The organism is Bradyrhizobium sp. 141 (assembly GCF_023074055.1).
Classification (GTDB): domain Bacteria; phylum Pseudomonadota; class Alphaproteobacteria; order Rhizobiales; family Xanthobacteraceae; genus Bradyrhizobium.
Window position 1 is genome coordinate 26243 of sequence record NZ_JADPKR010000074.1, and the last position, 14085, is coordinate 40327.

General features: G+C 58.5%; 11 protein-coding genes and 1 pseudogene. 7 read left to right on the forward strand and 5 right to left on the reverse strand.

Translation table 11 applies throughout. From position 1 onward, the window contains the following. Positions 1–203: 203 nt before the first annotated feature. Positions 204–395 (forward strand): hypothetical protein, encoded by a 192-nt coding sequence (locus IVA81_RS19985; RefSeq protein WP_247321133.1) that lies wholly within the window; start codon positions 204–206, stop codon positions 393–395. A gap of 260 nt (positions 396–655) precedes the next feature. On the opposite strand, the gene IVA81_RS19990 is transcribed toward IVA81_RS19985, so the two are convergent. Next, positions 656–862: a cold-shock protein gene (locus tag IVA81_RS19990; RefSeq protein WP_247321172.1), complete on the reverse strand. Its 207-nt coding sequence runs from the start codon at positions 860–862 to the stop codon at positions 656–658. A gap of 230 nt (positions 863–1092) precedes the next feature. Here IVA81_RS19990 and IVA81_RS19995 point away from each other — a divergent pair, with 230 nt between their 5' ends. From IVA81_RS19995 to IVA81_RS20010, 4 genes are all read left to right on the forward strand, one after another. Then, positions 1093–1557 carry a DNA ligase gene (locus IVA81_RS19995; protein ID WP_247321135.1) on the forward strand — a complete coding sequence of 155 codons (465 nt, stop codon included), beginning with the start codon at positions 1093–1095 and terminating at the stop codon, positions 1555–1557. 589 nt (positions 1558–2146) lie between these two features. Next, positions 2147–2314, forward strand: a complete 168-nt coding sequence (locus IVA81_RS20000) for a hypothetical protein (protein WP_247321137.1) — start codon at positions 2147–2149, stop codon at positions 2312–2314. Positions 2315–3282: 968 nt separating this feature from the next. Beyond that, positions 3283–3582 carry a DUF2934 domain-containing protein gene (locus IVA81_RS20005; RefSeq protein WP_247321138.1) on the forward strand — a complete coding sequence of 100 codons (300 nt, stop codon included), beginning with the start codon at positions 3283–3285 and terminating at the stop codon, positions 3580–3582. Positions 3583–4677: 1095 nt separating this feature from the next. Then, on the forward strand, positions 4678–5481 hold the full coding sequence (locus IVA81_RS20010; RefSeq protein ID WP_247321140.1) for an ABC transporter substrate-binding protein: 804 nt from the start codon (positions 4678–4680) through the stop codon (positions 5479–5481). Between the two features lie 638 nt (positions 5482–6119). Here the strand turns inward: IVA81_RS20010 and IVA81_RS20015 are convergent. The 3 genes from IVA81_RS20015 to IVA81_RS20025 form a co-directional block, all read right to left on the reverse strand. Next, positions 6120–6596, reverse strand: coding sequence for a sulfite exporter TauE/SafE family protein (locus IVA81_RS20015; RefSeq protein WP_247321141.1), 477 nt, complete (start codon positions 6594–6596; stop codon positions 6120–6122). A 797-nt stretch (positions 6597–7393) separates the two neighbouring features. Beyond that, positions 7394–7831: a nuclear transport factor 2 family protein gene (locus tag IVA81_RS20020; protein ID WP_247321143.1), complete on the reverse strand. Its 438-nt coding sequence runs from the start codon at positions 7829–7831 to the stop codon at positions 7394–7396. Positions 7832–8956: 1125 nt separating this feature from the next. Then, positions 8957–10366, reverse strand: a complete 1410-nt coding sequence (locus IVA81_RS20025; RefSeq protein WP_247321145.1) for a DUF2130 domain-containing protein — start codon at positions 10364–10366, stop codon at positions 8957–8959. Between the two features lie 749 nt (positions 10367–11115). Here IVA81_RS20025 and IVA81_RS20030 point away from each other — a divergent pair. Together IVA81_RS20030 and IVA81_RS20035 are read left to right on the forward strand one after the other, a co-directional pair. Continuing rightward, complete coding sequence (locus IVA81_RS20030; RefSeq protein ID WP_247321147.1) at positions 11116–11283, forward strand: hypothetical protein; 168 nt, start codon at positions 11116–11118, stop codon at positions 11281–11283. Beyond that, on the forward strand, positions 11240–11506 hold the full coding sequence (locus IVA81_RS20035; protein WP_247321149.1) for a hypothetical protein: 267 nt from the start codon (positions 11240–11242) through the stop codon (positions 11504–11506). The genes IVA81_RS20030 and IVA81_RS20035 overlap by 44 nt, the downstream gene beginning before the upstream one ends. 53 nt (positions 11507–11559) lie before the next feature. On the opposite strand, the pseudogene IVA81_RS20040 reads toward IVA81_RS20035, so the two are convergent. Next, positions 11560–13112, reverse strand: a pseudogene (locus IVA81_RS20040) (ISL3 family transposase). Positions 13113–14085: the final 973 nt, after the last annotated feature.

Genomic DNA, 14085 nt, shown 5'->3' on the forward strand with positions numbered 1-14085 from the left:
AGCCTTCGCTGTCGGGTGCGGAACATCTCGGATCATGGCGCTGCTATCGAACTGCCCGAGAGCCGCTACATGAAGCCGCGATCTACTTTGATGTCGCAGCCGCGTGATCCGGCAGTGCTACCTGATTTGGTCAAGGGGTAACCGGATCGGCGTGGAGTTAGTTGATCAAGGCTAATATAGTCCCGCCAGCGCGAGCAGCGCGCGTGCGTCTTGAAAAGGCCTGGCTGTCGGTCCGCGTGCTCGAGCAATTGATGACCCTCTCCGGCGATCGCAATCCACACGGCTGGTCGGCGTCGGTCGCCTCTTACGCGCTGCTGCCGCACCAGGAGTTTGCTGTGCGGCCTCGCGACCGTAGCGGATTGCTGGCTCATGAGACGCAAGCCAAAAGAGATTAGCGCCTGGACATTCCTGGTTTTTGCAGCCGCGCTGACTGGCGGCTACGAGAGCGCACGGGCGATAGAACGACAGCTCGAACAGGAACAAACAACGCATTTCCCCCTATGATGAGGTTCATCTTTGGCTCAGGTGCACTCGCGAGTTCGCTGCTCCTGTTCGAGCTCTGGCTCTCACAACACCAGATTCAGAAGGGTTACGAGCGGCTAGAGCACTGCGAAATACGGCGCGCTCCGGGCCGCTAGGGTTCGATACCTGCGGGTCAGCCAATCCGGAGGTTTTCCGCGGACATCTTACCGGAGCTCCCGGCCCTCACCTCGTAGCTAACATGCGCGCCCTCGGCCAAGCCCGTGTAGCCGGCTTTCTCGACCGCCCTGATGTGCACGAAGACGTCTGGGCCACCATCATCAGGAGCAATAAAGCCGTAGCCTTTGGTAGCGTTAAACCACTTCACTTTACCTATCGCCAAGTTGGTATCTCCCAATCAGAAATCGTATCCCAAGTATAGAATAGCCTTAGCGCAGCCCTCCTGACTGTTCGATTCACGACGCAGACTCGCCTCAAGGCGTCGCCAGAGCCGGGTTCCAAATTCGTAAAATCCTCGGCAAGCGCCTATCTCCCCACGATGCGAATGGCGTACGAGCTCTGCCTGGCCACCCCGGCAAGCAGGTCTCGGACGGGCCGGACTGGATTCATGAAGTGAAGCACGACGGCCATCGAATGCTATTCGGGGAGAATGACCGCGTGCGCCTGCTGTCTCGCAACGGCACTGATTGGACAATGCGCTATCCCTGGATCGCCGAGGCCGCGCTGAAGAATCGCCAGAAGCACTTCGTTATCGATGGCGAAGCCGTGAACTTGGGCGTCGACGGCATCTCTGATTTCAATGCCTGCACTCTCGCAAGCATGACCACGAAGTTCAGCTCTACGCCTTCGATATTCTCCCGTGGGCCACGACGACCTGCGGCCTTTGCCCCTCGATATGCGCAAGAACCTACCTGGAGCAGCTACTGGCTCGCCGGCCAGACGGATCACCGTGGCCTCTTTCGAGCGCGGCGAGATCGGCTGTTTCGAGCGGCCTGCCGTATGGGTCTGGAGGGTCTGGTTTCCAAACACCGCGAGCGGCTTTACCTTGGGGCCGGCAGAAGCATTGGGTCAAGGTGAAGAACCGGAGCCATCCGGCGATGGAGCGTGAGCTATAACGGTCTGGATTTACGATCAGGGCGAGGAGCTGAAGGTTGATGAGAACGATTCCGAAGGCGTCGCCTGTGGGTATGAGCTGATCGGCCCGCCAGCGTGAACAGCGCGCATGAGGCCGCCAACTGAAGGCGACCTTAATTCAGCTTGCGGCCTTGTTGTAGATCGCATTGTCGTTGGCGTATTCCTCAGCGACCTGGCGGGCTCGCTCTGTGCGCGACGGCTTCTCTTTTGGTTCGTCCTCTTTGATTCGCCGCCGCCTTTTTCATGCAGTAAGCCTTACCGCTCTAGCTCATTGCGACGGTGTTGCGGTGTAGAAGGCGGGTAGCTGTAGGTCGCTATAGGTCGTCAGACCGACCGCAAGTCGGGTACCGTGGCTAGCGCGCCGCTCAAAGAGGAACCGGCCTAATTACCAATTCACCCCCCCGATTTCGAACTGGCCACTGGGATCGGAAACAGGCCCTGTCCAAGTTAGGCCATTAGAACGTGAACACGGGGCAGCACTAGAATTGGACCTTGAGCGGGAACAACCCTGTAGTCGCGAAATTGATCCGCCATGGGAGCTGTGAAGGACATTCGCGAGCAGGCAGCGGCGGCCGAAAAGGTGGCCGCCCGCACGGCTGACGTCTTTGTCGCGGATCAGATGAAAACATTGGCTGAGGCATTCCGGGCCCAGGCCGCCACCTTGAAGAAAGAGAAGAAGAAGAAAAAGAAGAGAAAATGAGTTTCATCGTCAAAGGATATGCAGACACGGAGAGCTTGCACACCGCAGGAAGACCGCCGAAGCGGCCCTCGAGAAGGCACGCGAACTACGAGGTCCACATTGTCACCCGGAAGGCAGAGACTACGCCGCATCCGAGTTCGGCGATCTTCCGCGATCGCCCGTCGCACCGCGCGCTATTCCGGTCTGACGGTCGAGTAAGTACAAGCCGTCACGACCAGCAGAGTTCGGCTGCATTGCCAATCGGGTCCTAACATTGGTTCAAAGACTCCGCGAGGAGTACCGATTGCCATAGTGGTACCGGCCGCCACCAGAAGAACTGCCGTCAGAGCCAGCATTCGAGAGGGTTTCCAATTGAACTTCATGGTGCGTCCCTCAGTTGAAGCGCGCACGCTACGCTTGGTGATACCTGCCGCTTGTGAACTACTTCACACGGCTTCCTCAATGCTCATCACAACGGCGTGGAGCAGGTCTACCAGCGCGCACCGGCGGCAAAAGTACTCGTTCCAAAAGGCTACGCTCCGGAACGTTCCTTGGTGCCGGTGCTGGGGAAGCCATGACCAGCTCCATCGTTCTCACTCCGGCATGCTCAAGCCGTACGGCTGGCCCGCATCTGCGGCTTTTTGGTGCAGCGCGGAGGCCGCGTCTATCACCCCGGGCGGCTGCCAGCCGACATGCTGGACAACATTGGCGCGGAAGATGGTTGAAGGTGGCTGGCTGGTGAAGCACGGGGAGCGCTATGAGCCCACAGAGCGGAGTCTGCGAGCGGCAGAATGATCGGGCGATGTTGGAAGCGCCGCCCCACCCCAGAGCGGCTGCGCGGAGGAAACCTCCCGCAATAAGCCTGTTCGTTCGGGCCACCGCTATCGGCGCGAGGACCTTGGTAGCCCCGGCCCGTCGCGCCCCCCCCCCCGCGCCTCGATCGAACATTCCTTGCGCTCCAACGTCATATAGCCAGTTGGAGCGACGTTATGGACTACCGCGCTGAACTTCTAAGGCTGCAACATCAGGTCGACCTGGCTAGTCGCGCAATCGCCCGAATCGGCGATAGGACCACGGTGAGGAACCTGGAAAGTTTCGCAAAGGAGATTAAGGGCAAGCTCGATGAATTACAGGCCGTCGCTCTGCACGAGGAGATCAGGAGGCGGGCTTTTGGGCTTTGGCAGGAAGCCGGTCGGCCCGAAGGACGCGACCTGGAATTCTGGCTGCGAGCCGAACAGAAGCATTACGGTGGAATAGAGCGACCGCCGTGCACGCTGGACCAACGGTGATGCCGATGGTGTGGTGGCTGTCGCCGCCGGCATTGGCGCCGAGGCGGCGCCGTTCGATATCGTTGGCTGCGAATTCGTAATTGAGATCGCCCGCGGTGTGCAGACGCCGGCTACATTCGATTGCTGGATTTCAATCCGTCGACGCGGATTGCGTGAACTCCGGACAGCCGGATCGGGCATGAAGAGGCGTTTAGTCATCGCTCCAATCTTGAGGCGGCGATGTCGATGTTGTTCGGATGCACCGTGTACCCCAGCGCTCGCGTTCACATCTGCAAGAGCTCCCTGGCCGTTCGTGATGATGCAGCCGAAAGCCACGCCTTCGAGCGCGCCAAGAGGGTCGTTAGGAGCGAAGGCACAAATTGTGAGGCGCAAGACCTCAGGCAAGAAATCGGATGGCAGCTCAGCGTAGCAGCGGACGGGGAGTGTCCAGCTGCGCTTCACATTGACCCCGCCTCAATGGCGCGGGGCGCCCGGGGCGGCGGGCGAAAGAGTTCATTAGCTTTCTTGTGGCTTGCTGGGAGGGTGCCGATTACCGCTGATTACGGCACATGGAATGGGAATGTCGACCCCGGCTGTTCTCCCAACCTGCGGCTGGGCCGTTTTTGAACTTTCGCTGTATCGTTCAACCCGGTCCACGACCATGCTTAGAGGCATTGCTATCGCGCTATTTGGAATGGGGATCTTTTCGCAGCTGTGATCGAGCGTTCTTCTATGGCCGCAATACCGACGCGGCGCTTAGGTTTGCGCGGGAGATTGGCCGCGGTTTTGGGCTGAGGACGGTGCCCTTCGTTCATCAGGCCAGCGCCGACGCCGCAGCAGAGGCGGCTACTTCTTCAACAGTATCGACCCAGAGCGGTCCTGCGCCCATCCGTCGCATGTGCCTGCATTGAAAGCCACGACCGTCGAGACGTGATACTCTAGGCATCATCGTCCTCAAACTACGATGAGGAACGAATGAAGCGGCGGGAGTTCATAGCGGACACCGCGGTGCTACTCGTTTCGCCACCGCGTTTGCGGGCCGGAGGCTCGCCTCGCCGAATCGGTTTCTTGGGCGGATTCCTAGATTCTCAGGGTCGCGATGCGTGGCGCAGCGGTTTGCGCGAAAAGGGTTGGATCGAGGGGAAGAACCTGCTCGTCGAATATCGCTTTGCCGAAGCCCCGGATCGCATGCCAGCCTTAGCTGCGGAGTTGGTGGCGCTAATTCCCGATCTGGTAATTGCTCTCGGGCCGTCACCAGCCCTCGCCCTTAAATCCGCAACTGCTGCCGTTCCGATTGTTTTCGTGGTGGTCGCCGATCCCGTGGGGCTTGGCCTCGTCCAAAGCCTCTCGCGTCCAGCCGGTAACATCCCCGGTCTTGCGAGCTGGGTGCCGGGAGATTGGACCGCCAAACAAATACAAGTCCTCCGGGAACTGATTCCTGGCGCCACGAAAATTGCGCTCTTGATCAATCCGGGCAATCCCATTGCAGCACCAAGCGCAGCTCGGAAGCTAGGAGTGGCTCTGCCGATAGTTGAGGCGACTACCGACGAGGACCTTGATATCGCCTTTGCCTCCGCCGCCGCCCAGCACGCCGATGCAATCATTGTCTTGGGCGACGTTCTGATCATTCGCCAAGCTCCGCGAGTTATCGCGCTCGCGGCAAAACATCGTCTGCCCGCAATGCATTTCTTCCGACAATTCGCGGATGGCGGATTGGTCGTCTACGGCCCCGATATATTCGATCTATTGCGTCGTGGAGGCAACTACGTCGATAAGATCGTCAAAGGCACCAAGCCGTCCGATCTGCCCGTAGAGCAGCCGACCAAATTCGACTTTGTGATCAACATGAAGACTGCCAAAGCACTCGGCCTCAGCGTGCCGACCTCGTTACTCCTTCGAGCCGATGAGGTGATCGAATGATGCTGCCCTGCATGAGCCGGAAGTGGCCCAGTGCTGACATCGCAGCCGGCCTCAGGCCGACGTCGGAGCCGACCTTAGCGGACTCGAGCTCTCGCTGTCGCTGAGGGAAAGCGCAAAGGCTCCTCCCTTGAAGGGAGTGGACGCACAACCAAGGTTGTGGCCATTTCGGCCTATAAGCGAAGAAGACGCAAAGCGGTTCCGGAGCAGGCGGATGAATGCGGCCAGCAGGCGGAGAAAGCCATCAGCCAAGACGCCGCCGAAGCATGGTTGCTAGCGGGCGAATGGATGAAGCTCGCCGAAGCCGCCGAGCGACGCCGGACCCGATTTGACAGAGGTCCCGAATAATCGTGAAGGAAGTGAGCGGCGAAGTCCTACTTTGAGAAACCAGCCGCTGAGACGATCAGCGAGGCGCCAGCTACTAGGACCAGTACCAATACAGTCTTTCGGAACATCTCATCGTTGATTGTTCCGTACAGCCTAAAGCCGATCCATATGCCAGCGACCATGAACGGAAGACCGATGCCGTATAGCTTAATCGTTTCGGGCGTGTACGATCCTGCGATAAGCTGCGAGATCGAGATGATCACAAAGGCTGCAAACAGCACCGGCTGAAAGACGGCGCGCTGTTTGTCTTTCGGCTATCCGCGCAACTGGCAGGAGATTGTTGAGATAATACCGCCAAGACCTGTGACACCTCCAAGCAGTCCATTCGCGATACCTATTGCGACGTCGGCGGAGCGGCAAATTTTGAACGGTCCGAGTGGCGGGCGTAGGAGACTGTACGTTGCGTAGAGGACGAGCAACACGCCGATGCCGAAACGCACATGGCTAGGGTTGGTGCGGGTCAACAGCATCACCCCGATCGGAATGCCAACGGCCGTTCCCAGGCTAAGCGGCCAAATGGTGCGCCAGCTTAGTTCGTGACGCAGTTTCGCGATGCCATAGCCTTGAGTGAGAAGACCATAGCCTGCGATCAGTGCCGCGACTTGAATGGGCGTGATGATGTGCAGCCAGATGCCAGACACGACGATACCCATCGCGAATCCGGAAAAGCCACTTACAAAACCGCCTAGAAACGTTGCCAAAATGAAGGGGACAAGAAGGTGACCATCCATAGTGCTCGCTCCAAAATAAAGCGAGCAGCGCTTGGGTGGGATCACCACTTAACGGGGAGGCTGCGACATCCCCAGTAGCTATCCTACGGAACCAAGCTCATCCTTAGCAATAGGTTTGTATCCTCATCGCCCTAGATAGATGACACAGGTACTCATCAGTCAGTCTGCAGGGGCTTGCTGCCTGGAGGCAGCGAACCGGCAGCCCTGAGGGGAATTGGACTGGACTAGACGCCAAGTTTTGAAGCGTTCTAAAATGTCTGTCAGGACGGCGGCACAGACCAGAGCGCAAGGTGGAAGAATACAGAGCATATATCTTTGACAAAGACGGTCACATTACCAGCCGGATCGACCTCGTTTGTGAAGATGAGGACAGCGCACGCCAGCGCGCCCGACAACTTGTTGACGGTCACGCCATCGAGTTATGGCGGGGCAACGAGCAGATAGAGCGGTTTGAGCCACCACCGCGTGCCCAGCCATGAAGATCAACAATCGAGACTGGCTACTCGCGGGAGCCTATCTTTGGATCGCCTGCGCGGCTGGCTACATCCTTTTACTTCGCGGCGGGACTAATGGACCCAGCCCCCTGAGTTCCGCATGGAGTTGATTGCCGGCTTGTGGCCCAACGGCGAAGTTGGGTTTGGTTCAGATATGGTCTGCTGATCAGACCGGAAGTGTCACGGCCCATCCAAGCCGGCGCTGTTGACCTAACCCGGAGATGTCTTATAGCGGAGACAAGTAGCCCTTTTGGGTGTCCGGTAAGGCCGCCGCCTCACCGGACCGATTAAGCTTCGGCCGCTTTAGTTGAATGTTTGCAGCTTCAATTTGAGCGATCCATCGGCTTGGCGTTCGAATACGTGCATTGCCAAACCACCCAAGGGCGACGCCTTGCCCTCCTTGTCCTTACCCGTGGCACTCCACTTGGCTGTGCCGAATACAACCTTGTGGTCTCCGCCGGCGTCGATCATCTCCAACTTGTGACCCGTCACTCCGTTCGCGAACAGCCCGGCAAAGAAACTCTCGATCTCAGCCGGACCTGACGCCACCTGATGTGTGGGCGGCATCAATTTTGCCGTCGCGACATAGGAAGCGCCGATGGCTTTCGCGTCGTGCTTGTTGAATGCGGCATCCCAAGCGGCGTAAGCCTTCTCCACGTCCCCCTTGGCGTCCGCGGCCAACGAAATTCCCGGCGCGCCGAGCAGACAAATGACTAGTGCTGATATTTGAGCTAACTTCATAGGATACTCCTCTGTTGGATAGATGCCTTTCCCGATTGATCAGATTATCAGTCCGGTCGTCCGCGGCTGCGCTCCCACCAGCATGACGACACCGTCGCCGGTCGCGTTGTGGGCGGCCATTGGTTCATTATGGAAGAGGTGCAGGCGACGGTAATTTCAACGACGCGGTTCACCTCGGGAGTCCATATCGCGCGCCATGACGCCGCTAATACAGCCGGCCAAACATGCGCCGAACTTCAACCACCACGACCAGTTTTGCGAAGGCACATTCATCATGGCTGGTTGCCGGAGGATTCCATCCAATAGTTCGCGGAACAGCAATTCCGGGCAATTACCGTCAATCACGTTGACAGATGAAGAGAGCGCCGGTGCACACAGTGCCTAGGCTGAAATCCCTGCGCTGGTCACGCTGCAATTCGCCTCTTGGCCCTAAGTCGAAGATCCGGATCGCGCTCGGCATTTCAGCAGTTGAAGCCAGACCGGACGTGCCGAGAAGGAGACCGAATCGGGCGGTTGACCGGCCAAATTTTCCGAGAACTAGGCAACACTGGACGCGGCTAAGACTATGACGACTTAGCTCGGTGCAGGGTCGCCTGTGGCCTTGCGAGACGTTCACCGTTTCTTTAAATACCGCGCCGAGAGCCGACAAGCGCGGGAGAGCGTTCAGTCAATTCTTGCGATTTGATGACTTGCGGAGTCCCTGCCCTTCGGAGCCGCTCCAGCGGCGGGCTCTGTAGCTTGTCACCGTAGCTATTCACGCGAACCTCGGACTGCCTGCTAAAAATTTTTGAGTACGCAATGACTTGGTCAGTCGCGGTTGGAGGAGCGGTGACCCGCAGTCAGCGGGGGCCCAGTTTGTGCCCCCTATGCGCAGCATCGAGCCGCAGCACTGATAAGCTTTTGTTAGAAACCTTATCAGTGCAAGAATAGGTCCGTTGCGACCATCGAATGGTCACCCGCAATCTCTACGCAGCCCTTTTAATTGCACGGTCGCTTGCGTTAATCCGTCGCCTGGGTCGGCCATATCTTCGGTTGAGCGCCGACCTTCCGGCGCTGAACCTTAACTCGTAGATGTGATCACACCATGTTACGTCACGGTATGTTCTGCCTGACCTGGCCTAGGATTTACTCCGCAGCTTCAGTGGTATGGCTTTTGAGCTCCGCAAACTTCGCTGCCATCGTTGGATTGCCCCTGGTCAACTTCTTGATCGTCACGTCCTGCGCCCTATCGTTCGCGAGGCGCAGGTTGCGGTCCGCGCCAATCAACGCATCCTTGGTCTTTTGCAGATGATCGATGGACTTGTCGATCTCGGCAATCGCCGTCTGGAAGTGGCGGGAGGCCAGATCGTAATTCTTCGAAAACGCGGTCTTGAACGTCTCGAGCTGGCTTTCGAATTGGGTGATGTCGATATTTTGCGCTTTCACGAGCGCCAGCTCGGTCTTGTACTTTAGTGAGTTGATGGCCGCATTCCGCAAGAGCGTGATCATCGGCAGGAAGAACTGCGGCCGGATGACGTACATTTTCGAGTAGCGGTGGAAGACATCGACGATGCCGTTATTGTAAAGTTCGTTGTCCGGCTCAAGCAGTGAGACCAGAATTGCATACTCGCAGCCCTTCTCGGTGCGATCGCGGTCGAGCTCCTTCAGAAAATCTTCGTTTTTGCTTTTCGTGGCGGTCTTATCGCTCTCGTTCTTCATCTCGAACATGATCGAGATGATCTCCGTGCCAGCCTCGTCCGAGTCCCGAAAGATGTAATCGCCTTTGCTGCCGGTCCGCGCGTCATTGTCTTTCTCGAAATACGCCCGCGGAAAGGCCATCGAGCGCACCCGGTTGAACTCAGTTTCGCAGTGCTGTTCGAGGGTCTCGCCGACCATCTTGGTCGAGAGGCGGGCCTTCATGTCCTTGAGACGCTCGATCGCGTCGTCGCGATCCTTGATCTGGGTTTCGTACTTCTCCTTGAGCGACTGCTCGGAGAGCTGCTTTTCAAGCTGCACCTGCTTAATGCCGTTCTTAAGCTCATCGCGCTCCTTTTCGATCGCGCCGACCGCTTCGGTCACGGCGAGCTTCTTCTCAAGCTCGACGGCCTGAAGCTTGGCCTTCAGCTCGTGGATTTCTTTTTCCTTGGCAGCAGTGATTTTATGCTGCTCGCTGGCCAGAAGCGCTTCAGCAATCTCCGAGGCCGCTTTCTTTTCGCGCTCGGACTCGGCCAGCGCGTTCGCGAGCCTGTCACGTTCCTTTTCGACGGCGCTGAGCGCTTCGGTAACCGCGAGCTTCTGGGCGACGCCACTTCCCTCAAGCTTGGACTTCAACTCCTGGATTTCGGCGTCCTTAGCAGCCGTGGTCTTCTGCAGATCGTTGCTCACCTGGGCCTTGGCCAATTCAACAGCGCTCTGCTTGTCACGTTCGGCCAATTCGAGCCGTTTGTGGAGTTGCTGTGCGAAATCGGTGTCACGGACCTGCTTCAGAATTTCGGCATAGCCGGATTCATCGACCTTGAAGGCCTTGGCACAGTGGGGACAGATGATCTCGTGCATGGTGCCTGTCCGGCTTTTGGCAGCTGCTGTCGTCATTTCAAATGGCATGGGCCAGCAGAATCGGGTCGCATGAGAACAAAATTAGAACAGACAACTTTGGACCGTCAAGCCGGGAGCCGCGGTTTTGCGCACTTTGCTTTGACAATCCCCGCATTTCGAGGCTCGGAGCAGTTGCGCGAGGGTACTATCCTGCTTTCGACGTAAAGTCGTATCTGCAGACCCCTACGGAGGCTGGAAACCCTGCCCTTTTGGTGAACTATTTCAACCAAGGGGAGAGAAATGGGGCTGCGCTTTCGTAAATCGATAAAGCTGATACCCGGCGTGCGCCTCAACATCGGATTGAGGCGCTCCAGCCTCTTGGCGGAAAGGGCGTCACCTACAACGTCGGCTCAAGCGGTCCCTCACGACTGACCGCCGGCATTCCCGGGTCAGGCCTATCCTATTCTACAACCGTGCAGCCCCAGGCACCGGCTGCGCTCATCGCTAACCCGCTCCCCACGCGCAGGCACTACTCGGCTACGCCATTCGTCATCATCGCGTTCGTACTCGGGCTGATCTACATCGTCAGCCTTCCGGAGCCCGTCCCCAGTGGGTCCTTGCTGCTCGCGACGCCGGCGGGCGAGACCACCGGTTCGCTCGCTCAATCTTCGCCCCATCAAGTTCCCGTGCCGCGGCCTCGGCCGAAAATGCGGGCGGATTCACTCGGTCCCCCGCTCCAATTAGCACCACCGCAACAGTGAGAGAAATCGATGTCAGGTTTTGAACAGGTCGGCTTTGGAAGCGACGACTTCACCACCAATCCAGAGCAGCAGTGTCCCTGCCTGCTGCTGTTGGATACATCGCACTCCATGCAGGGGGCGAGCGATTTCGGAATTGAATCGCGGCATCGCGACGCTGAAGGACCAGTTGGCGAATGATGCGCTGGCGATGAAGCGCATTGAAATCGCGGTCGTCACCTTCGGTCCAGTCAATATTGATTCCGGCTTTCAGACCCCTGATTTCTGGCACCCGCCGACGCTGTCGACGACAGGCGATATCCCGATGGGCGCGGCGATCGAGCAGGGCATCGACCTGCTGCGCGAACGCAAGCAGCGGTACAAGGACAATGGTGTCATTCGGCCTGCAATATTGCCCCCCTAAGCCGGGGATCGGCGTCCAATATTGGCTCTGACGCAATTTTGGTGCAGCTCCGATTATTCTGCGCCAATTAGTCGGGCTTGAAGCAGATCGATTTTCCCGCGACCGTACATTTGACGTCTGACGAGTTTGAGGCGCGTGATCTGACCCTCAGTCTGCCCGTTGGACCAAGGTGAAGTGATCGCCGCCCGCACTGCAGCCTCATCCTTGGCGACGCCATTGGCGAACGAAGCTACGAGACTGGCGCGGGCTCGCTCGATCCATGGGGTAAGTCCCGCATCAACCTTGCGCCGGACCATCAAGTGGAATTCAGCGATGATCTCGCGCGCCTCGACCAGCGTTGGTGCGCCAGATTCGAGCGCCGCGACCGTGACGGTCTCCGCTTTCGTAAGCAAGTCCCGCCCGATCGTCATGAGACGCGCGATCGTCCTGGCCGACGGGATCCGCTGAAGGGTTTGCGCGTCCGTCTTTTCGGCTCTTCGCCTGCGGGTCGCCCACTCACTGATGACGCGGAGCGAGCCTCGAAAGCCACGCGCTGTTAAGCGGCGCCAAAGTTCAGCTCCATTGCGGCAGCCGGACGCCCATTGATCGTCGAGCCATGGCAAGTGCGGATCCAACGGACTTTGCCTGGTTCGGAAGACGTCGTGACGTTCGCCGCGGACCACCTGTCGCACCAGCTTCCTGCTATGGCCAGTCTCACGTGCGATCTGCTTGATAGGTATGCCGTTCTTCGAGAGAGCCATGATAGCCGCGTTGGTCTCCTCGCGACGCAGATAGCCCTCATACTGGAGGCGCTCAGCGGCCGTGAGCAGCTTAGGATCGATCGTGGTCGCACCGATGACGATGCGTATCTGGCGCATCGATTTGCGCACGGCATCGAGGAAGGCCCGACTGGCGTTCTCCATTAGATGCCAACGATCGGCGACCTGTACCCCGTGCGGCAATGCTTTTGCCGTGGCTTCGCCATATCCTCCACCACGATCACGGGCGACAATCGCGATCGTGGGATGAGCAGATAGCCAGGCTTGGGCGGTCGCGGGTTCACGATCCGGCAGCAGAGTGACCACCGGCACCTTTCCAGGTTGCAGATAATGCTCGCGTATCGGTGATTGCGCCGCCAGGCCCAGTCATTAATGCCAATAACCCTGAGCGTGTCAGCTGGGGGACGGCTACGGCGGCGAACCACGCGAAGGAGCGTATCCTTGCTCACCGGCAGCATCAGCCGTTTTGCGAAGCCTGCCGCCGGTCGTCCGCCAAGCGCCAGACCGAGGTGATGGACAATGGAGTCCAGCCTCGCCGTGCGTCGCGCTGATGGAGCCAGCACCCCTTCGAAGCGCTCAGTAAATATTTGGCGCCCGCACAGGACGGCGTCGCAGCGGAAGCGGCGGGCGATCACCAGGAGCTGTACGATCCGCCCCGAAAGCGGAAGATCAGTCACGCGTCGCCGATACCGGCTATGGACACGCCGGGAAACTGTTCCGCACAATGGACACAGACCAACGCTTCCGGACGCCCGGATCTTAATAACGGACTTATCACCTTCGTAGTACGCACTCTCTACAACAAACCCACGCGGCACCAGACTGGAGCGGTGGAGTGCCTGCTGCATGGCGTTGCTTCTCCTCCAATCAAAGCGCCCCGCATCCCCCAAACTGCATCAAAAGTGAGTCAGAGCCAATATTGCAGGCCGAATGACAAGCAGAGGGTACGGGGCAAGCGAGATGCTGAGCGTTGGGGCGTCATGGTGCTGCGGGAAGCCGTGGGCAAAATTGAATATGTCGGCCTCGACTTGTCCAGAGTGAAAACGGGCCACGAGGGGTCGGGCACCGGTAAGCCGTACAAGTGGCGAGCGCGACCGGTAGAGCATTGCGGCTCACGAGAATCCCCCGAAAGCTCACGACGACTGCCCGCGCGATCAGTGTGTCGCGTATCCGCACCTCGGATCCTGCTATGCGCAAGCACGGCACCAACATGCCCGATGGCGGCCCAAGAGCGCTTAGGGCTTCGCGAGAACCGCGTCGGCTGATGCACCAGGAGCGGACGAGACCGGAGCAGTTCAGCAGGTCGCAGTGTGCCCCTAAGCGTACCTACGAACGCTTCTTAACCTTTGTGATTGTCGGAGTTTTCACAGCGTGCTCGACTTGGCTCAAACCAAATTGAGCTGATGGATCGTATGACCGAAGGTTCGTTTAGAGCCTATGAGGTTGATCTGGAAGGTCATATCGTCGGCCAGGGACCTTGTGGGTTGCGCATGTGACAATGAAGCACGCCAACTTGTGAGCCAGATGGCCGATGGACACCCGATGGAACTGTGGCACGGGGCTCGTTTGGTCGAAAGGTTCGCGCCTGCGGCCGGTGATCGGGAGAGTTGGCTTTATTCGCACGAACTTCGAAAGCAAGCGTCAGACAGGCGCAAAGCGCTATGAGAGCACGGATCGACCGTAGCGTCTGACCTCAAAAGCCTGGCGTTCAGGTATCACGGGCGTGTTGCCGAGCCCAAGGCCGGCGGCTTTCCTTTTGATTGCAACCCTTTCATGGCAAGCTTATTGTTCCTGCATCACCGGCTTCGGCTTGTCCATAGG

Bases quoted from the DNA above. Each gene is read 5' to 3' on its own strand.
- IVA81_RS20000 (WP_247321137.1), top strand. From the start codon at position 2,147: ATGGGAGCTGTGAAGGACATTCGCGAGCAGGCAGCGGCGGCCGAAAAG.
- IVA81_RS20005 (WP_247321138.1), top strand. From the start codon at position 3,283: ATGGACTACCGCGCTGAACTTCTAAGGCTGCAACATCAGGTCGACCTG.
- IVA81_RS20015 (WP_247321141.1), bottom strand. From the start codon at position 6,596: ATGGATGGTCACCTTCTTGTCCCCTTCATTTTGGCAACGTTTCTAGGC.
- IVA81_RS20020 (WP_247321143.1), bottom strand. From the start codon at position 7,831: ATGAAGTTAGCTCAAATATCAGCACTAGTCATTTGTCTGCTCGGCGCG.
- IVA81_RS20025 (WP_247321145.1), bottom strand. From the start codon at position 10,366: ATGCACGAGATCATCTGTCCCCACTGTGCCAAGGCCTTCAAGGTCGAT.
- IVA81_RS20030 (WP_247321147.1), top strand. From the start codon at position 11,116: ATGTCAGGTTTTGAACAGGTCGGCTTTGGAAGCGACGACTTCACCACC.